Origin of the sequence: Rothia terrae (assembly GCF_014705925.2) — a bacterium.
In the GTDB taxonomy this organism is placed as follows: Bacteria; Actinomycetota; Actinomycetes; order Actinomycetales; family Micrococcaceae; genus Rothia; species Rothia terrae.
The window spans coordinates 1,049,510-1,068,502 of the sequence record NZ_CP061539.1; the positions used below are offsets into that span (position 1 = coordinate 1,049,510).

13 protein-coding genes and 3 tRNA genes are annotated in these 18,993 nt (G+C 51.9%); 15 read left to right on the plus strand and 1 reads right to left on the minus strand.

The features are described from left to right. Nucleotides 1-359 precede the first annotated feature (359 nt). The 5 genes from IDM49_RS04865 (at nt 360) to metG (ending at nt 7,388) form a co-directional block, all read left to right on the plus strand. Nucleotides 360-2,198, plus strand: coding sequence for an acetolactate synthase large subunit (locus IDM49_RS04865; protein ID WP_190725221.1), 1,839 nt, complete (start codon nt 360-362; stop codon nt 2,196-2,198). A 5-nt stretch (nt 2,199-2,203) separates the two neighbouring features. Continuing rightward, nucleotides 2,204-2,713, plus strand: coding sequence for an acetolactate synthase small subunit (gene ilvN, locus IDM49_RS04870; protein ID WP_168613671.1), 510 nt, complete (start codon nt 2,204-2,206; stop codon nt 2,711-2,713). 137 nt (nt 2,714-2,850) lie between these two features. Beyond that, nucleotides 2,851-3,879 (plus strand): ketol-acid reductoisomerase, encoded by a 1,029-nt coding sequence (ilvC, locus tag IDM49_RS04875; RefSeq protein ID WP_168613670.1) that lies wholly within the window; start codon nt 2,851-2,853, stop codon nt 3,877-3,879. A gap of 279 nt (nt 3,880-4,158) precedes the next feature. Beyond that, complete coding sequence (gene serA / locus IDM49_RS04880; RefSeq protein WP_228008196.1) at nt 4,159-5,754, plus strand: phosphoglycerate dehydrogenase; 1,596 nt, start codon at nt 4,159-4,161, stop codon at nt 5,752-5,754. 95 nt (nt 5,755-5,849) lie between these two features. Then, nucleotides 5,850-7,388: a methionine--tRNA ligase gene (gene metG / locus IDM49_RS04885; protein ID WP_190725223.1), complete on the plus strand. Its 1,539-nt coding sequence runs from the start codon at nt 5,850-5,852 to the stop codon at nt 7,386-7,388. A 65-nt stretch (nt 7,389-7,453) separates the two neighbouring features. On the opposite strand, the gene IDM49_RS04890 is transcribed toward metG, so the two are convergent. Then, nucleotides 7,454-8,506: a hypothetical protein gene (locus IDM49_RS04890; RefSeq protein WP_168613667.1), complete on the minus strand. Its 1,053-nt coding sequence runs from the start codon at nt 8,504-8,506 to the stop codon at nt 7,454-7,456. A gap of 116 nt (nt 8,507-8,622) precedes the next feature. Here IDM49_RS04890 and IDM49_RS04895 point away from each other — a divergent pair, with 116 nt between their 5' ends. The 10 genes from IDM49_RS04895 (at nt 8,623) to IDM49_RS04940 (ending at nt 18,967) form a co-directional block, all read left to right on the plus strand. After that, complete coding sequence (locus IDM49_RS04895; RefSeq protein ID WP_190725224.1) at nt 8,623-9,528, plus strand: hypothetical protein; 906 nt, start codon at nt 8,623-8,625, stop codon at nt 9,526-9,528. Between the two features lie 146 nt (nt 9,529-9,674). Next, nucleotides 9,675-10,739, plus strand: a complete 1,065-nt coding sequence (locus IDM49_RS04900; RefSeq protein WP_190725225.1) for a 3-isopropylmalate dehydrogenase — start codon at nt 9,675-9,677, stop codon at nt 10,737-10,739. A gap of 110 nt (nt 10,740-10,849) precedes the next feature. Next, nucleotides 10,850-11,953, plus strand: coding sequence for a branched-chain amino acid aminotransferase (locus IDM49_RS04905; protein WP_190725226.1), 1,104 nt, complete (start codon nt 10,850-10,852; stop codon nt 11,951-11,953). A gap of 127 nt (nt 11,954-12,080) precedes the next feature. Beyond that, nucleotides 12,081-12,854: a fumarylacetoacetate hydrolase family protein gene (locus IDM49_RS04910; RefSeq protein WP_190725227.1), complete on the plus strand. Its 774-nt coding sequence runs from the start codon at nt 12,081-12,083 to the stop codon at nt 12,852-12,854. A gap of 44 nt (nt 12,855-12,898) precedes the next feature. Further along, complete coding sequence (gene gltX, locus IDM49_RS04915; protein WP_190725228.1) at nt 12,899-14,416, plus strand: glutamate--tRNA ligase; 1,518 nt, start codon at nt 12,899-12,901, stop codon at nt 14,414-14,416. 392 nt (nt 14,417-14,808) lie between these two features. After that, nucleotides 14,809-14,880, plus strand: a tRNA-Gln gene (locus IDM49_RS04920). Nucleotides 14,881-14,902: 22 nt separating this feature from the next. Then, nucleotides 14,903-14,975 (plus strand) — tRNA-Glu (locus IDM49_RS04925). A 153-nt stretch (nt 14,976-15,128) separates the two neighbouring features. After that, nucleotides 15,129-15,201, plus strand: a tRNA-Glu gene (locus IDM49_RS04930). A gap of 41 nt (nt 15,202-15,242) precedes the next feature. Further along, a complete protein-coding gene (locus IDM49_RS04935; protein WP_228008197.1) occupies nt 15,243-17,249 on the plus strand; it encodes a dynamin family protein in 2,007 nt (668 codons plus the stop codon). Then, nucleotides 17,249-18,967: a dynamin family protein gene (locus tag IDM49_RS04940; RefSeq protein WP_190725229.1), complete on the plus strand. Its 1,719-nt coding sequence runs from the start codon at nt 17,249-17,251 to the stop codon at nt 18,965-18,967. Before IDM49_RS04935 ends, IDM49_RS04940 begins: the two co-directional genes overlap by 1 nt. The last annotated feature ends 26 nt before the right edge of the window (nt 18,968-18,993 follow it).

Sequence of the window (18,993 nt, forward strand, 5' to 3'; positions counted from 1 at the left end):
ATGTTTCTCTGTGGGAAGAGGCGCGCTCAATAATCAGAAACAAAGCTGGAAACTTGAGTCTGACGTCCTAAAATGAAATCTTGTAATGTGAGATAGCTTTGACAGTGTTCCACCGCACAGAGAATACTGGACAGCATGAAACAGCACCGTATTGAAGCCGTTGAAATTCTTCTAGTGATTGTGCCATAGGGCGCGCTACCTAGAACTATTTTTTGTGTTCACATGACGATGCGCCCTTCGCTTTACATTAGCGGAGGGTTTTTTTGTAAGTTTTGCACGTCAAACACACGGGTCGATTCGAGCAACTGTTCCTTATCAACGCACACCAGGAACAACAGGTTAGAAAATAAGGACGTGACATGACTACGGGAAACCCTATAACCCCCGCGGCAGTAGCCAATAAGACTGGCGACCGTCGTAGTCTTGATGCACAGCATAAAACATCAACGACTGAGAGGATGACTGGCTCTCAGGCTATTGTGCGTTCTCTTGAAGAACTCGGCGTGACGACTGTCTTCGGTTTGCCAGGTGGAGCTATTTTGCCCACCTATGACCCGCTGCTGGACTCAACCGCTATTAACCACATCTTGGTGCGCCACGAGCAGGGAGCAGGGCACGCAGCTCAGGGCTACGCTATCTCTACGGGAGAGGTGGGCGTTTGCATCGCGACTTCTGGGCCCGGTGCGACTAATCTGTTGACTCCTTTGGCAGATGCCAACATGGATTCTGTGCCGATGGTTGCAATTACCGGTCAGGTTTCATCAAAGGTTATTGGTACCGATGCTTTCCAAGAGGCTGACATTGTTGGTATGACGATGCCAATTACCAAACATTCCTTCATGGTGCGTGATGCGCAAGAGATCCCGCGTTGCATCGCAACAGCCTTCCACATTGCTTCTACTGGCCGTCCCGGCCCCGTCCTTGTCGATATCACCAAGGACGCACAGCAGGGAATGATGGATTTTTCGTGGCCACCAACCACTGATGTACGCGGTTATCACCCCGTCACCCGCGGTCACTCAAAGCAAATCCGCGAGGCCGCAAAACTCATCGCTCAGGCAGAGCGTCCTGTGTTGTATGTGGGCGGTGGCATGGTACGTGCAGGAGCGGCTGATGAACTGCGCCAGCTGGCAGAGATTACCGGTGCCCCCGTTGTAACAACCCTCACCGCGCGCGGTGCTTTCCCCGACTCACACCCGCAGAATCTGGGTATGCCGGGTATGCATGGAACTGTGCCTGCAGTGACGGCTATGCAAAAATCAGATCTGTTGGTGACTTTAGGCGCACGATTTGATGACCGTGTGACCGGCGTGGTCGATACCTTTGCACCAGATGCAAAGATTATTCACATTGACGTTGACCCCGCAGAAATCTCAAAGATCCGTTACACTGATGTGCCTATCGTGGGCGATCTGAAATATGTTTTGCCCGAGCTCAATCAGATTCTCCGCACTGAATTTTCTGAGGGGTTGCAGGATCTTGAACCGTGGTGGAACAAGCTCAACAGCTGGATTAAGAATTTCCCGCTGGGCTATACCGCAACTCCCGATGGGCTGGGGCAGCCGCAACACGTGATCGAGCGTCTGAGCGCTTTGACCGGTCCGGATGCCTACTATGTAGCAGGCGTTGGCCAGCACCAGATGTGGTCTGCTCACTTTATCGAGCATGAAAAACCGCGTCACTGGATTAATTCAGCTGGTCTGGGCACCATGGGTTATTCCGTTCCTGCCGCGATGGGCGTCAAGGCTGCGCATCCCGAAGACGTTGTATGGGCAATCGATGGCGATGGTTGCTTCCAGATGACCAACCAGGAATTGGCGACCTGCGTGCAAAACAACATTCCCATCAAGGTTGCGATTATCAATAACTCATCATTGGGTATGGTGCGTCAGTGGCAGACTCTCTTCTACGATGGTCGCTACTCCAACACTCATCTGAATACCGGTCACGGTACCGCGCGCATCCCTGATTTTGTGAAGTTGGCAGAAGCCTATGGTGCTGTTGCTCTGCGTTGCGAAAATGACGACGACGTTGATGACGTCATCAAGCAGGCTCTGGAGATCAACGATCGCGTGGTTGTTATTGATTTCACCGTGAGCCCTGATTCCATGGTGTGGCCGATGGTACCGGCAGGTATTTCCAACGACCTCATCCAAATCGCTAAAGACACTTCACCCGATTTCGACCGAGAGGACTAAGGCCGATGAGCAGTCATACACTCTCCGTATTAGTAGAAGACAAGCCGGGTGTGCTCGCACGCGTCTCAGGTCTTTTCGCCCGCCGTATGTTCAATATTGACTCACTGGCCGTGGGTCATACTGAAGTTCCAGGAATTTCGCGTATTACTGTAGTGGTCGATGCCGATGGAATCTTGCTGGAACAGGTTACAAAGCAGCTCAATAAGCTGGTGCATGTTCTAAAGATTGTTGAACTTCCTCAAGAATCCTCCGTTCAGCGTGATCACATCATGATTAAGGTTCGCGCGGATGCGGCAACTCGACTTCAGGTTACCCAGGCAGCTGACTTGTTCCGCGCAGCGGTGGTTGACGTGTCTACTGAATCCGTTGTCATTGAGGCAACTGGTTCGGCTGAGAAGCTGAATGCTTTCTTGGATGTTCTTGAGCCGTTTGGTGTGCGTGAAATTGTACGTGCGGGAACCATCGGACTGGGACGCGGACCGCGTTCGATGAGCGAGAAGACCCTTCGAAACTAAAAATATTTCACGATGTGACTACAAAAAGTTCAAAATATAAGACGAGTATTTATAAAAACGCGTAAACATCGTGAACCTAATACCATTAGAAACAGGTAGCACATACCCGTTCGATCTATTTCAAGGAGATCATTTTCATGGCAGCAAAGATTTTCTATAACGACGACGCTGATTTGGCGAACATCTCAGAGCGTTCCGTTGCAATCATCGGTTACGGCTCACAGGGTCACGCGCATGCGCTCAACCTGCGCGACTCAGGCGTCGACGTTCGCATCGGCTTGGCTGAAGGCTCAAAGTCACGCGCAAAGGCAGAAGCTGAAGGTCTGCGTGTACTTTCAGTAGCTGATGCAGTTGAGGAAGCTGATCTGATTATGATCCTGGTTCCGGATCAGGTTCAGGCTGAGGTTTACAAGAACGAAATCGCTCCTCACCTCAACGAAGGCGATGCTCTTTTCTTCGCGCACGGCTTCAACATCCGTTTCGGCTTCATTGAAGCTCCCGCAGGCGTAGACGTGGCAATGGTTGCGCCCAAGGGCCCCGGCCACACCGTGCGCCGTGAATTTGAGGCTGGACGCGGCGTCCCCGCCATCGTTGCTGTAGAAAAGAACGAGTCAGGTAAGGCTCTCGAGCTGGCACTGGCATACGCTAAGGGTTTGGGCGCAACTCGTGCAGGCGCTATCGAGACTACCTTCACCGAAGAAACTGAAACCGACCTGTTCGGCGAGCAGGCAGTTCTTTGCGGCGGTACCTCACAGCTGGTTCAGTACGGTTTTGAGGTTCTCACCGAAGCTGGCTACCAGCCCGAAATCGCATACTTTGAGGTACTGCACGAACTCAAGCTGATTGTTGACCTGATGATTGAAGGCGGCATTGCTAAGCAGCGTTGGTCAATCTCAGACACCGCTGAATACGGCGATTACGTTTCAGGACCCCGTGTAATCTCACCCGAGGTCAAGGAAAACATGAAGGCTGTTCTGTCAGATATTCAGGACGGTACCTTCGCAAAGCGTTTTATGGAAGATCAGGCTGCAGGTGCACCTGAATTCAAGGAACTGCGTTCAAAAGGTGAATCACACCCCATCGAAACCACCGGTCGCGAACTTCGCAAGCTCTTTTCATGGAACAAGGTAAGCGACGACTACACTGAAGGTAGCGTAGCTCGCTAAACTCAGCGACAGCGTAATTTTTAGTGGCAGCCGGTCATTTGAGCATTCAGATGACCGGCTGCCTGTATATAAAGCGCGTAATATCGTGTTAATGGTGTGCAGACACCACCACAATTTTCAGAGGGTGTGCATTGGCCGTAAATGGTGAACCGATGCAAAACCCACGGTCCATATCGTGAATGTGTGGTTGACGTTCGTGAGGTTGATTTTTATGAGATACCTGCTCGTCAACGCATCGTTTCGAACTTTTACAGAAGAATTCTTATAAGGAACACTCTCGTGACTGAAAAACCAGTAGTACTTCTTGCAGAACAGCTTTCACCGGCAACGGTGGATGCATTAGGACCCGATTTTGAGATTCGTCAGACCGACGGTTCTGACCGGGATCAGCTATTGACGGCAATCACTGATGTTGATGCTATCTTGGTGCGATCTGCCACGCAGGTTGATGCTGAGGCTATTGGCGCAGCATCCAAATTGAAGGTTATTGCTCGCGCAGGTGTGGGTTTGGATAACGTTGATATCAAAGCCGCTACCGCTGCGGGCGTCATGGTCGTCAATGCGCCAACCTCCAACATTATTTCGGCAGCGGAGCTCACTGTAGGTCATATTCTCGGGCTTGCTCGTAACATCTCGGCTGCAGATGCATCTATGAAAGCAGGGGAGTGGAAGCGCGCTGAATACTCTGGCACCGAACTGTACGAAAAGACAATCGGCATCATTGGTCTGGGACGAATTGGTGCTTTAGTAGCGGAGCGTTTGCGTGCATTTGGCACCGATATCATTGCTTATGACCCCTTTGTCACTTCGGTACGTGCCTCGCAGCTTGGCGCTCAGCTCGTTGATCTTGATGAGCTTCTTGAGCGCAGTGACTTCGTGACTATCCATATGCCGCGTACGCCTGACACCATGGGAATGCTCAACGCTGAATCATTCAAGAAGATGAAGAAGACCGCGTGCGTAGTCAACGTTGCTCGTGGTGGTCTCATCGATGAGGCAGATCTTGATGTTGCTCTACGAGCGGGAGAAATCGCTGGTGCAGCTGTTGACGTTTTTGTGAAAGAACCTGCAAAAAATGTTCCCTTCGTGGGATTGAAAAATGTTGTTGCTACTCCTCACCTGGGCGCATCAACTACTGAGGCTCAAGAGAAGGCCGGCATCGCAGTTGCTCGCTCTGTTCGTCTGGCTCTAGAAGGCGACCTTGTGCCGGATGCGGTGAACATCGCGGGCGGATCTATCGATAAGGACGTTCGCCCTGGTGTTCCTTTGGCTGAAAAGCTCGGTCGCATTTTGACTGCGTTGAGCAAAGATGAAGCATTGACCCGTGTTGAAGTGAAGGTCGCTGGCGAAATTGCGACCAAGGACGTTACCTCGTTGAAGCTTTCTGCCTTGAAAGGCGTTTTCACGGATGTTGTCTCTGACAAGGTCTCCTACGTGAATGCCCCGGTTATTGCTGAACAGCGCGGCGTCAAAGTTGAGCTTGAGACTACCGCCGAAACCGAGTACTTCAGAAACGAAACGATTGTCACCGGAACACTTTCCACCGGCGAAAATATCGTAGTGGGCGGCACCGTCACTGGGCCAAAACACATTCTGAAACTCACCAATATCAACGGCTACGACTTTGAAACTCCCATTACCGACTACATGCTGGTATTAGAGTACGAAGATCGCCCGGGAATGATTGCCGCGATGGGCACCTTGCTAGGTACCGCGTCCATCAACATTGCAGGAATGCAGGTATCGCGCGACGAAAATACCAATCGCGCTGTCTCGGTTCTTGCTCTTGACTCAGCAGCCCCTGCAGAAGTCATTGAATCAATCAAGAAGGTAGTGAGCGCTTCCCGCGCCGCTCATATCAACCTCGCTGACTAGCAAGAGATAGGCGGCTGAATTTCTCACGGAGTTCAGCCGCTCTTTTTGTATTCACAAATTCAATGAACCATACAAGACACGGTAAAGTTAGAACTATGACTTCACAGCCGTACTACATCACCACCGCAATTGCTTACCCCAACGGTGACCCTCACATCGGTCACGCTTATGAACACATTGCAACGGACGTCATGGCGCGATTTAAGCGTCTTGACAGATACGACGTTCGCTTTCTGACCGGTACCGATGAGCACGGCCAGAAAATGCAGACCACCGCTCAGAAGCTGGGCATGAGCGCTAAAGAACTAGCAGATCAGAACGCTGCGAGGTTCAAAGCAATGGACGATGCCCTCGAGATTTCCTATGACCGCTACATTCGTACCACAGACGCAGACCACTACACCGCGTCACAAGAGATGTGGAAGCGTATGGAAGAAGCCGGCGATATCTACCTCGATAAGTACGAAGGCTGGTACTCAGTACGCGATGAGGCCTTCTACGCTGAAGACGAGACCGAGGTACGCGACGGTATTCGTTATTCCGTCACTACCGGCACCGAGGTGGAATGGACCGAAGAAGAATCTTACTTCTTCCGCCTCTCCAAGTACGCTGATCGTTTGAAAGAACTGTACGCCACCGAAGGGTTCATCTACCCCGAGTCACGCCGTAACGAGCTTGCCGGATTTATGAAAGACGGACTCAACGATCTTTCAATTTCCCGCACCAGCTTTGACTGGGGCGTACCTGTGCCCGGCAACGACAAGCACGTGATGTACGTGTGGGTGGACGCGCTCACCAACTACCTCACCGGCATCGGGTTCCCCGATACTGACGGTGAAATGTTCACTAAATACTGGCCAGCGAACTACCACGTCATTGGTAAGGACATTTCACGCTTCCACGCTATTTACTGGCCCGCTTTCTTGTGGTCAGCAGGACTAGAACTACCCAGGCGCGTCTTTGCCCACGGCTTCTTGCTAGTTGATGGCGAAAAAATGTCGAAGTCAGTGGGTAACGTCGTTGACCCCTCTGACTTGGTCTCCACCTTCGGTCTGGACCCGTTGCGTTTCTTCCTGCTTCGCGAAGTGACTTTTGGTCAAGACGGATCCTACTCGGCAGAAGCAATCAAAAACCGCATCAACTCAGATCTCGCTAACGATCTTGGTAATCTGGCGCAGCGCTCGCTCTCAATGGTTGCTAAAAACTGTGAGGGCAAGGTTCCCGAGTTTGGTGAGTTCACTGCTGAAGACCGCGCCATGCTCGATGCAGCGTACAGCTTGTATGAGCCCGTGCGAGCAGATTTCGATGAGCTTGCTTTCCACAAGGCTTTAGAGCGCATCTGGCATGTGGTCGCTGATGCTAACCGCTATTTCACTGCTCAAGAACCGTGGAAACTTCGCAAGACCGATGAAAATCGCATGAAGACCGTTCTGTACGTAACGGCTGAGGTGATTCGTGTGGTTGCTACACTCGTGCAGCCGGTGATGCCCGGTTCGATGGCTAAAATGCTAGATCTGCTGGCCGTATCCCCGGATGCGCGTCAGTTCGCTCAGCTGAACAAGTCTCTTGTTCCCGGAACGGAGCTTCCTGCTCCTTCAGGCATCTTCCCGCGTTATGAAGAGCCTAAAAACTAAATAACCTTTAAAAACGGGTGGGGCTGGTCAACTATGTTGACCAGCCCCACCCGTTATGAAGTAGCTTATGCCCAACCTAGGTAGCTCACTCGGGCTGCCATCATCTGCGCTAGGACTAGGTAGCCCCAACCATTGAGGTGGAAAAAGTCATCAGCATAGAGCGAGCGGGGTACGTTACCGTCCTCGTAATCTTTACGGTCATCGGGGGAGTTCCAAACATCTGATCCCTGAAGATCGCCGTAGCGCAACCACGATTCTTGGGACTTTTCGCGTAACCAGTCCATGGTGTCTAGAAAACGATCACCGTAGGTCTCAGCTGCCCATGCGTTATATGCAGAAACCTGCTTGAGGTTTTCAGAGTCTTTAGCTTGTTTGCCCGCAGGGAAGTGCCCCATGACTAGCGTTGTTTTGGGAGCCATATCAAAGGCAGCTTTGGTGTCTTTTTTCAGCTGATCCAGTTGATTGAGATTATTTCTGCCGATTTGGATGATGTGGTTTGACGCCCGAGACATCATTTCTTGACGCGAATAAAATTCTGAGGCCGCACCAGCAGGCGCATATCGCTCTTCGCCATCAACGGAACGGGTGAAGTAATAGGCACCTTCTGATTCTTTGATTGCGGTGAGGGTTCCAGGAATGTCTTGCACGTAACCGGGGAAGATTGTGTTTTGGTTCCAGGTTGAAGTGGTTGAAGAGTCGAGCGTGACCTTCACTGTTCCTGAAGCCGGAATTTTGTTATCGGGAAAAGCTAAGCGGTAGCGGGCATCGCCAACACCGCGACGAGCCAAGATATTAGACGAGGTCTCACCGCCGCGTCCGAAATTGAAAATATCGATCCCTAAAAGGGTCTTGAGTGAAGTTTCAAGTTTTGCATCGAGTCCGGCGGGCACACCTTGGGTTACGTGGGCGTTTTCGATGGTGGAGCTTCCCCACAGCGCTAGCGAGAAACCCCGAGGGCTGGGGTATTTAAAAGTGGGTGTTTCTACGGCGGCTTCGGTCGCTGTAGCCACGGTAGTTGTAGCTGCTGCCATGCCGACGCCGGTGGCCAGAGCACCGAACATGAGGGAGCGGCGAGAAGGGGAAAAAGTTGTCTCAGTTGCGTTTGAGGAGTGAGGCATAAACCAGCTTTGTCTCTTGTGGGGTGTGAGATAGTCGAATTTCTAAACCAGTTATCTAGTGTAGTGTGTTAGGGCGTATCAGGTACGAGTTTTTTGGTTGGAGTTTTACGGTAAGAATGGTCACTTCTAAAAGTTCTTGGGCGGCTGTTGTAGCTATCGGCGTTCTTGCAGTCTCGGGTTGTTCATCTGCGCCCGAAAATCTAAATGATCTAGAAGCGGCTACAAAAACTAACCAGAAACATATCGACAAATTTAAGAGCTGGGTATTACCTTCTGAGGACGCTGAAAAGGCGCGCGCAAAATTCGCCCAGCGTTGCGTAGAAAAGCGCGGTGGCACCTATCTGCCTCAGATTCAACCGCATTCTATCGACCAAATTTTGGGTACGAACCTGACAGTAGATGACGCCAAAGATCACGGCTATCAGCTGGCTAAAGACGCTGATCGCACTCCTTTGGATAGCTCTGACAAGGCTGGCCAGAAAGCCTATTTCGGTGATGCGAAAAACGGCACCGCATCCGCCACTTTGCTTGAATATTCATCGGGTGATATCCCCACCGATGGGTGTATGGCCGAGAGCTTGAACTACATCTACGGAAGCGTAGAAGACGGTTTGAAAGCGGCCGAATTGGCGCCATCTTTCGTGCATTCTGTGCGAGATAAGATGCTAGAAGATGATGAATACACCAAGCTTCAAGAAAAATGGTCGCAGTGTATGAACGATGCAGGATACCCGAACCTGACGGATACGAATAGTGCTGTAACCGCTGCCAACAATTTTCAGCTGGATGAGCAGAAAAGACAGGCGACTGCTGATGCTCAGTGTCGTGAGGATATAAGTTTCAACCAGTCGGTCAATGACTTGGCAGGTAAATATTATGAAAGCGCGTACAAACGAGTAAAGAATGTAGGTTCTGAGCTCGAGAGAATTCATGAGACCGCGTCGAAGAGAGTCGAAGAGGATAAAAACGATCCGAAGTCTTCAGCGCCTGTTACGAGCCAACCCAGTGCGAGTAATTCATAAACCGATGCTCTTGTCGCACGAATAAACATCTCTATGCGGTGGATGCTGATGAAATAGCATCAACCGTTTCTGGTGAATGTGTTCATCATCTGGGACGCCGACGCTAAGTCTGGGTGAAACTCTGTGTGCAGTATTACGGTTTAAACATGAGTAAGACCCGTTCATTAGATTTAGCAGTAATTCCCGGCGACGGTATCGGCCCCGAAGTAGTGGCACAGGCACTTCGAGTGTTGCAGACCGTTGCGTCCTCATCTGATATTGACCTCGCGCAGCGTGAATACCCTCTGGGAGCTGACCACTGGCGTGCGACGGGGGAGACTCTCACCGAGGACACCATGCACGCGCTTCGTCAGCACGATGCTATTTTGTTTGGCGCAGTAGGCGCTGATCCTCGTTCAACTGATATTCCATCCGGTCTAATCGAACGCGAAATGCTGTTGAAACTTCGGTTCTCATTCGACCACTACATTAACCTGCGCCCCTCCAAACTCTTGCCCGGGGCGACCTCACCGTTGAGCAACCCCGGTGAGATTGATTTTGTGGTGGTGCGTGAGGGCACTGAAGGCCCCTATGTAGGTAATGGCGGACGACTGCGTGCAGATACCGACCAAGAAATCGCAACTGAGGTGTCGCTGAACACCGCCCACGGCGTTGAGCGCCTAGTGCGATATGCCTTTGAACTGGCTCAAACGCGTCGTAAAAAGCTTACTTTAATTCACAAAACCAACGTTTTGGTGAATGCCGGAAAACTGTATTCACGCTACTTCAATGCGATTGCCGCAGAATACCGGGATGTCCAAACCGATTACCTGCACATTGACGCGGCAACTATCTTTATGACAACGGACCCCGCCCGATTTGATGTCATCGTAACCGATAACCTGTTCGGCGACATCATTACTGATCAGGCTGGTGCTATTACCGGCGGTATCGGATACGCCGCATCCGGAAATATCAATGCTTCGGGTGAGTTCCCCTCCATGTTTGAACCTGTTCACGGCTCTGCACCGGATATCGCGGGACAAAACATCGCTAACCCCACCGCAGCGATTTTGGCGGTTGCGCTACTGCTTAAGCACCGTGGTTTTGAGGCTGAAGGCGCGAAAATTGAGCAGGCCGTTGAAAAAGATCTCGCTCAGCACATTGGTGAAACTCGTAGCACCGATGCTATCGGTGACGACATCATTGCAGTTTTGACCGGTGAAAAATAGCGCTCAATACTTATTCATACTTTGGTTTTGACGTATCGGTAATCTGCTGACCACGAGTAGGGTGGTAGTAATACCAACGTTCAATTTGTTAGAAAAGGTAAGTCGTAATCATGACGGTTTCATTCCGAAAAGAACCCAATCCTAATCCCGCATCAAAAGAACAGCTAGAAGAAATCTTTGCGAACCCCGGTTTCGGTAACTTCTTCTCGGACCACATGGTCACTATTGACTGGAAGGGTACCTACGAAGACGGGGGAGAGTGGAAGAACGCGCGCGTCCACGCCTATGGGCCTCTTACTCTCGACCCTGCTGCGGCTGTCTTCCACTACGGACAAGAAATCTTCGAAGGTATTAAGGCCTACCGTCACAGCGACGGCTCAGTGTGGACCTTCCGCATCGAAGAAAACGCTAAGCGTCTGAACCGTTCAGCTGAGCGATTGGCATTACCTCAACTTCCTGAAGAAACCTTTATTGAAGCTGTCAAAGAACTCGTTAGCATCGATGAGCACTGGGTACCTTCAGGCGAGGGCGAGGCCTACTACATTCGTCCTTTCATGATTGCGACAGAAGCGTACCTGGGCGTGCGTCCTTCACACGAAGTGAGCTTCATGGTGATTGGCTCTCCCGTGGGTAACTACTTCGGTACCCCAAAGCCGGTAGATATTTGGCTGTCAGAAAATTACGCTCGTGCAGGCGTCGGTGGTACAGGTGCCGCAAAGTGCGGCGGCAACTATGCAGCATCCATGATTGCTCAGCTAGAAGGCGAAAAGCACGGGTGTCAGCAGGTCATCTTTAAGGATCCTAACCGCGAAGAAGCTATCGAAGAGCTCGGTGGCATGAACGTTTTCTTTGTCTACGGCAAAGAAAACAAAATCGTTACCCCCGAATTGACCGGCACCATTCTTGAAGGCGTTACCCGTAAGTCAATTCTGCAACTCGCCGAAGATCGCGGTATGAGCGTTGAAGAGCGAGCTATTACTCTGACGCAGTGGCGCGAAGGCGTGGCAACTGGCGATATCACCGAAGTGTTTGCGTGCGGTACCGCTGCTGTTATTCAGCCCATTGGTAAGCTCAAGTCGGCTGAATTTGAGATTCCTAATGCTGCCGGCGACGGTGAAAACGGTGAGGTTACCATGGCAATCCGTGATGAGCTGGTTGGCATTCAAACCGGTGCTGTTGAAGATCGTCACGGCTGGTTGACCAAACTGGTCTAATCTTTAAACGCAAGGGGCTGCGGAGAATCATCTCTGCAGCCCCTTTTTGGTGTGAACTTTGCCCGAAAATAGTGAAAACAAGCTCATCAATGGTGGGGTTGGCTGAACTTTAGGTAGCCTAGAGAGTATGCGTATTGCTCGATTTACTGTAGATAATGAACTCTACTTCGGTGTTGTAGAAGGGGAGCAGGGCGAAGAAACTCTCACTGCTCTTTCCGGTGATCCTTTTTACGGTGGCGTCCAGCCTACCGATAAGAAGTTTTCGATTGAAGATGTGCGTCTTTTATCGCCGATTATTCCTCGTTCCAAGGTGATTGGTGCTGCTCGTAACTGGCACGATCATGCATCAGAACTGGGCAACGAAACACCCGCGTCACCCCAGTTTTTCCTGAAGCCAAACACCGCAGTCGTTGGGCCTAACGATCCCGTGACTTTGCCTGAATGGTCTGAGGACATTTCTTACGAGGGCGAGCTCGCCGTCGTGATTGGCCGCATTGCAAAGTCGGTACCGGTCGAGCGAGTTCCCGAAATCATTTTCGGTTACACCGTTGCCAACGACCTCACTGCCCGCGATGCCCAGAAGTCAGACCTTCAGTGGACGCGTGCTAAAGGGTTTGATGGCGCCTGCCCGCTGGGTCCGTGGATCCAAACGGAGTTGCAGACCGATGATCTTTCTATTCAGACCTGGGTAGATGGCGATTTGAAGCAAGACGGTACTACCGCAGATATGGTTTTCTCCGTTGCAGAAGTCGTAGCTGCCGCATCTGAGATGTTCACACTTTTGCCCGGTGACGTTATTCTTACCGGCACCCCCGCTGGTGTAGGACGCGTGGATGAAGGCTCCGAAGTCGAAATTGAAGTTGAGGGCATTGGTGCTCTCGTCAATACCTTCCGTCGCTAATTTTTTTGTAAACCTCTAAACGTAGAGAGAAACACAACATTACAATGACTGATTATTCACTGAAGTTGAATGACCCCAGCGAGACTCGCGTGCGTTTTTGCCCGTCACCGACTGGCACCCCGCACGTGGGTATGATTCGCACCGCCCTCTTTAACTGGGCTTATGCTAAGCACACCGGCGGCAAGTTGGTTTTCCGTATCGAAGATACCGATGCGGCGCGTGACTCAGAAGAGTCCTTCAACCAGGTGCTAGACTCACTGCACTGGTTGGGTATTTACTGGGATGAAGGCGTTGGCGTGGGTGGCCCTCATGAGCCTTACCGTCAGTCGCAGCGTGGCGATATCTACCAGGACGTCATTCAGAAGTTGGTAGATGGCGGCTATGTGTATGAGGATTTTTCAACTCCGGCCGAGGTCGAAGAGCGTCATAAAGCGAAGGGCGAAGACCCCAAGCTGGGCTACGATAACTTTGACCGCGATCTGACCGAGGAGCAGAAGGCCGCTTACCGTGCTGAGGGACGCGAGCCCGTGTTGCGCTTGCGCATGCCTGATGAAGACATCACCTTCACCGACCTGGTGCGCGGTGAAATCACCTTCAAGGCTGGCTCTACCCCCGACTTCGTCGTCGTTCGTGCCAATGGTAAGCCCCTCTATACCCTGGTTAACCCCGTGGATGATGCGTTGATGGGCATCACCCATGTTCTGCGCGGCGAGGACCTACTCTCATCTACTCCGCGTCAGATTGCTCTCTACCGTGCCCTGATTGAGGTTGGCGTTGCCAAGTTCATCCCCGAGTTCGGTCACCTGCCCTACGTCATGGGTCAGGGTAATAAGAAGCTTTCTAAGCGTGATCCCGAGTCCAACCTCTTCCTTCTGCAGGAGCAGGGCTTTATTAAGGAAGGTTTGGACAACTACCTGGCATTGTTGGGCTGGTCGCTTTCACATGATCAGGACATCTTCACTCTTGATGAGATGGTTAAGCACTTTGATATCAAGGACGTTCTGGCAAACCCCGCGCGTTTTGATGTGAAGAAGGCAGAGGCAATCAACGGCACTCATGTGCGTATGCTTGAAGCAAATGATTTCCGTGACCGACTGGTGTGGTATCTGAACCGAGCTGGCATTGTTGAGGGCAACTCTTTTGAAGATCTGACTGAACGCGAGCAGAAGATTCTCACCGAAGGTGCGCCGCTTGTGCAAGAACGCATGCAGCTTTTGGGCGAAGCTCCTGCTTTGCTGGGCTTCCTCTTCAAGAGCGATGACGAGATTGTTATTGCTGACGATGCACGTAAGCAGCTGAAAGAATCTGCACCTCAGGTTCTGCAGGCGGCTATCGATGTGCTTGAGCCGCTCGATGACTTTACTGCTGAGCCTATTCAGAATGCTCTGCGTGAGGCAATTGTTGATGGTCTTGAAATCAAGCCTCGACTAGCATTCGGTCCAATTCGAACCGCTATGTCCGGTGCGAAGGTTTCACCGCCTTTGTTCGAGTCGATGGAGATTTTGGGCAAGGAATCTTCGTTGAACCGCCTGCGTTCGCTGTTGAAGGACGTGCAGGGCTAAGCTAGAAGGCCTGGAAGCAGAGCGCTGAAAATCGGGGGAGTTCCGCTGCATCCACTGTGAGCGTTAAAACGCGAAAGTGGGTGGTGGTGACTCCTCCGATTTTTGTTATCTACATTAAGTTTATGAGTCAGTCGATGAATGCTCACCGGGGTGTATGTGTTGCTTGAGCCACTCTTGTTAGCGTGAAATGAGGGTTTCATCAGGCGCATAAAATATTTTTAGAAAATTTTTCCTGCTCATAATCCGCACGAATTCAAGGAACTTAGTATCTGAATCCAGATATTGTGAGCTAGCTCTACAGATTTTGATTTGCACGGGTTTAAAACCTCGTATAGAGTTATTACTCGTTGCGGCGATGACAACGAAGAAATTCGGAAGTCAGAGCAAAACATTGGGATATGGTGTAATTGGCAACACTACGGTTTCTGGTACCGTCATTCTAGGTTCGAGTCCTGGTATCCCAGCGAACAACTTGATTGTTGTTTCGGCCCCATCGTATAGCGGCCTAGTACTCCGCCCTCTCACGGCGGCAACACCGGTTCGAATCCGGTTGGGGTCACAGGCTCAAAAATCTCCTTCAGGAAACTGAGGGAGCTTTTTGTTTATCTCAAGAAAAACAATTGTTTCATTAGAGTTGCATATCACACCTTGTTGATTTGTGGTTCACAGATCATGCTTGGTAAGCTTTTACTCGTTGCTTTGAGCAACATATGGCCCCATCGTATAGCGGCCTAGTACTCCGCCCTCTCACGGCGGCAACACCGGTTCGAATCCGGTTGGGGTCACAGGCTCAAAAAGCTCCTTCAGGAAACTAAAGGAGCTTTTCTTGTTTAACCCCTCAAATGGTACGTATACGTGCGAAAATAGGGGAGTGCAGAAAGATTCAAATAACTTCACTCCGCAAGAATTCGAGGATGACGCGACGATGAGCGACCGACTCGCATCCGTCGACGACTCGGCGGTAGAAGAAACTAAAGTTTTAGACAATAGCTCAACGCTGAGCGGCGCAGTGCGCTTCACGGACGATGAGCCTACCGTTTCTTGGGAAGCTCAGGGAGCGCAAGCCCCCGCGTCCACGAGTGTTCAAGAGCATCTTGAGCAGGCACAGGAAACCACCGAAGACCTTCAGCAGGTTCGCACTGCAAACGCAATTTTGAAGGATCTCTCGTTCCCTCTACAAACCGCCTCTGTGGATGCTCAGAGAGCTCAGCAGCGCAAAACGGTAGCGCAACTTGATGACTACGTGTTGCCTAAGCTGGCATCCGTAGATTCACCGCTCACCGTAGTTGTCGGCGGTTCAACCGGCGCGGGCAAATCGACGCTGGTCAATACCTTAATCGGTAAACCCGTGACGCGCTCTGGAGCGATTCGCCCCACCACGCGTCAGCCTGTTCTTTTGCACCGCCCAGAGGACCTAGCATCCTACGCCCCAGAGCGCATTTTGCCGCACCTGGTAAGGGTTCACGCTGAGAACGGTAAACTGCCCGGTGCTGACCCGCATACAGGCGTAGACCAGCTGATTATGATGCCTGAAGAAGCTATTCCGTCGGGTATCGCATTGATTGATGCCCCAGATATCGACTCTATTTCTGAGGAGAATCGCAGACTTGCCAAGCAGCTTCTGTCAGCCGCTGATTTGTGGCTGTTCGTGACGACTGCAAACCGCTATGCAGATGCTGTGCCGTGGGAACTTCTCAATGAGGCCGCGAACCGCGATATCACCGTGGCAGTGGTTCTTAATCGTGTGCCAGAAGGTAGCGAAGATGAAATCGAAGAAGATCTGCGCCGTATGTTGGAAGAAGCGGGGATTCAAGCAGCCTTCCTTCTGACCGTCAGTGAGCAGGAACGCGATGAGCAGGGACTGATTTCATCGGCCGCTGTGCTTCCTCTTATCTATTGGCTGAGAGAGTTGGGGGCAGATTCCGCTCAGCGCTCAGCTATTGCCAAGAAGACGCTGGAAGGCGCACTCCGCTCAATTGCCGCTCAGACCAATACCCTGTATGAGGGTCAACAGGCGCAGTACGCAACGGCTGACCACCTCAAAAATGCCGTGTATTCGGCATATGACGAGGCCTTTCACACCATCCACGCATCGACCCAAGACGGCGCTCTACTGCGTGGAGAAGTGCTCTCACGCTGGCAGGATTTCGTAGGCACCGGCGAATTCTTCCGTAGCCTAGAAAGCGGTATCGGACGTCTGCGTGACCGCGTAGCAAGCATCCTGAAGGGCCAGCCCTCTCAGGCAGTGCCGGTTGAAGAGGCTCTTGAAGTGGGGCTTCACGCTGTCATTCTTGAAGAAGCTGCTAAAGCTGCTGAAGTTTCACAACGACGTTGGCTGGATGAACCTGCAGGTCGTGCCCTACTCAATGGCGAAGACCTAGGACGCATCCACGAAGGTTTTTCTGCCGATGTAGCTGATAGCATCCGTGCATGGCAGCAGGACATCATGGACCTCATCCAGCGAGAGGGAGCAGATAAGCGCCAGAAGGCACGTTTTATGTCGCTGGGCGTGAATGCAACCGCTGTTGTACTGATGGTGGCGGTCTTTTCGATGACCGGCGGTTTGACCGGTATTGAAGTGGGTATCGCCGGAGGATCTGGTATCGTCGGCCAGCGATTGCTCGAAGCGATTTTCGGTGAGGACGCTGTTCGTCGTATGGCTCACGAAGCTCGTGAGAATCTGGATACCCGTATCTCAGAGTTGCTCGCAGAACACCAGCTGCGCTTTATCGAACTTGTAGATTCTGTGGGCCTTGGTCCCGAACCGGAGCTGGTGCACTCAGCAGCTCAAAACTTTGAAGTCGTTAGCCAGTCCATGAGCAAAGGAGCATAATGGCCCGCTTGGATAAAGACAGCTCACTCACTGCTCTTTCCCGAAAAGTCGAAGGCGTACACGCTGCCTGGGAACTGGGTCAGGGTCGCGTAGATCCTCAGGTACTTGAAGACGTCCAGCGCATTTTGGAGCGCACTTCCTCTCGTCGTGAGCTCTCTGCAGAACACACTGTGATTGGGTTCTTTGGCGCTACCGGCTCTGGTAAATCCACCCTTTTCAACGCGGTCGTTGGCAAGGAACTTGCCCGTTCGGCGACGCGCCGTCCTACGACGTCGACTGCTCAGGCAGCGGTCTGGGGAGAAGCTGGCAGTCAGGAGCTTTTGGACTGGTTGCAGGTCAAAAATGCAACCGTCATGGACGAAAGCGCTGAGGACGCTGTGGAAGCTCTCAACAGCGCTCAGGTGCCCGTAAAAACTGGTATTTGGAACAAGGTCAAGTCTTCGGTAGGACGCGGCTCAACCGTGACGGCGCACGGCGGGCTGATTCTGCTGGATTTGCCGGATTTTGACTCCATCGAAGCGTCCAACCGTGCCATCGTTGAGCGCATGGTATCGATGGTCGATGTGCTGGTGTGGGTTGTAGACCCGCAGAAGTACGCTGACGCTGTGATTCACGATGACTTCATTGCCCCTCTCTCCCAACACGGGGGAGTGATGCTTGCAGTGCTCAATCAGGCCGACCGGCTCGAGGAAGCTGAAATTCCGCATGTGCTGGATTCGCTGAAACTCCTTCTTGCTCAGGACGGTCTGAGCGGATCTTTGCTCGCACAGCCTTTAGCGGTGTCAGCCCGCACGGGTTACAACATCAATCGTTTGCGAGAGGTGCTGGGGCGAGTTGCCGTCGAAAAATCAGCTGCGGTTTCTCGCATCGCCGCTGATATTGACAGCGCTCGTGAAAATCTACAGCATCACGACGGTGGCGGTATGCCTGACGGAATTACTGGCACCAGCACCAGAACCCTGGAAAACAAGTTGTATTCAGCTTCCGGTGCACCGCAGGTGGTTAAAGCTGCCGGGGATACCTATAAGTTGCATGCGGCGCAGAGCACCGGATGGATTCCTACCCGCTGGTTGCTATCCATGCGTAAAGACCCGTTGAAGCGACTTCATCTTCACCAGGATCACGACGGCGAGCCCATTTCAAAGTCATCTCTGCCACCGCAAAGTGCCGGTCAGAAAGCTAACATGAGTTCGGCGTTGCGTGGTTTTGCATCAATGAGCTCAGAGGGTACAGGCGAGCCGTGGAGTCACAGTATTCGACAGGCAGCCCGTAGCCGCGAAGATGAGCTTCCCAATGCATTGGAACGCGCTATCGCAACCACCCATTACAGAGCCGAGAAAAAACAGTGGTGGTGGCACCTGTTCAACGCTATTCAGTGGATTGGAATCATTGGAGCGTTGGTGGGGCTTTTGTGGCTTACCGGTCTTTTTGTCGCGCAGTACTTTCAGATTCAATTACCTGAGCCTCCCACGGTTGAGGAGTTCCCGTTGCCGGTGCCTACGCTCTTAGTGGTGACTGGGCTGCTGTTGGGCGTTGTGATCGCAATGCTTGGCCGCTTGTTCACTGCAGTGGGCCACCGTATGTACGCTAAGAAGATTGAGCGACAAATTTTCGCCAATATTTCTGAAGTCGCGCAAAACTACGTGGTGCACCCCGTGCGTGAAGAACTAGATCGACGAGAGCGCTTTGTCGAGGCTCTAGACTCAGCGCGGGACTAAACACAAAAATTGCGGTCGCATCACAT

What these genes read in the sequence shown, in the direction of transcription:
- IDM49_RS04865 (WP_190725221.1), top strand. Translation starts at nt 360, where the DNA reads ATGACTACGGGAAACCCTATAACCCCCGCGGCAGTAGCCAATAAGACT.
- ilvN (WP_168613671.1), top strand. Translation starts at nt 2,204, where the DNA reads ATGAGCAGTCATACACTCTCCGTATTAGTAGAAGACAAGCCGGGTGTG.
- ilvC (WP_168613670.1), top strand. Translation starts at nt 2,851, where the DNA reads ATGGCAGCAAAGATTTTCTATAACGACGACGCTGATTTGGCGAACATC.
- metG (WP_190725223.1), top strand. Translation starts at nt 5,850, where the DNA reads ATGACTTCACAGCCGTACTACATCACCACCGCAATTGCTTACCCCAAC.
- IDM49_RS04890 (WP_168613667.1), bottom strand. Translation starts at nt 8,506, where the DNA reads ATGCCTCACTCCTCAAACGCAACTGAGACAACTTTTTCCCCTTCTCGC.
- IDM49_RS04895 (WP_190725224.1), top strand. Translation starts at nt 8,623, where the DNA reads ATGGTCACTTCTAAAAGTTCTTGGGCGGCTGTTGTAGCTATCGGCGTT.
- IDM49_RS04900 (WP_190725225.1), top strand. Translation starts at nt 9,675, where the DNA reads ATGAGTAAGACCCGTTCATTAGATTTAGCAGTAATTCCCGGCGACGGT.
- IDM49_RS04905 (WP_190725226.1), top strand. Translation starts at nt 10,850, where the DNA reads ATGACGGTTTCATTCCGAAAAGAACCCAATCCTAATCCCGCATCAAAA.
- IDM49_RS04910 (WP_190725227.1), top strand. Translation starts at nt 12,081, where the DNA reads ATGCGTATTGCTCGATTTACTGTAGATAATGAACTCTACTTCGGTGTT.
- gltX (WP_190725228.1), top strand. Translation starts at nt 12,899, where the DNA reads ATGACTGATTATTCACTGAAGTTGAATGACCCCAGCGAGACTCGCGTG.
- IDM49_RS04940 (WP_190725229.1), top strand. Translation starts at nt 17,249, where the DNA reads ATGGCCCGCTTGGATAAAGACAGCTCACTCACTGCTCTTTCCCGAAAA.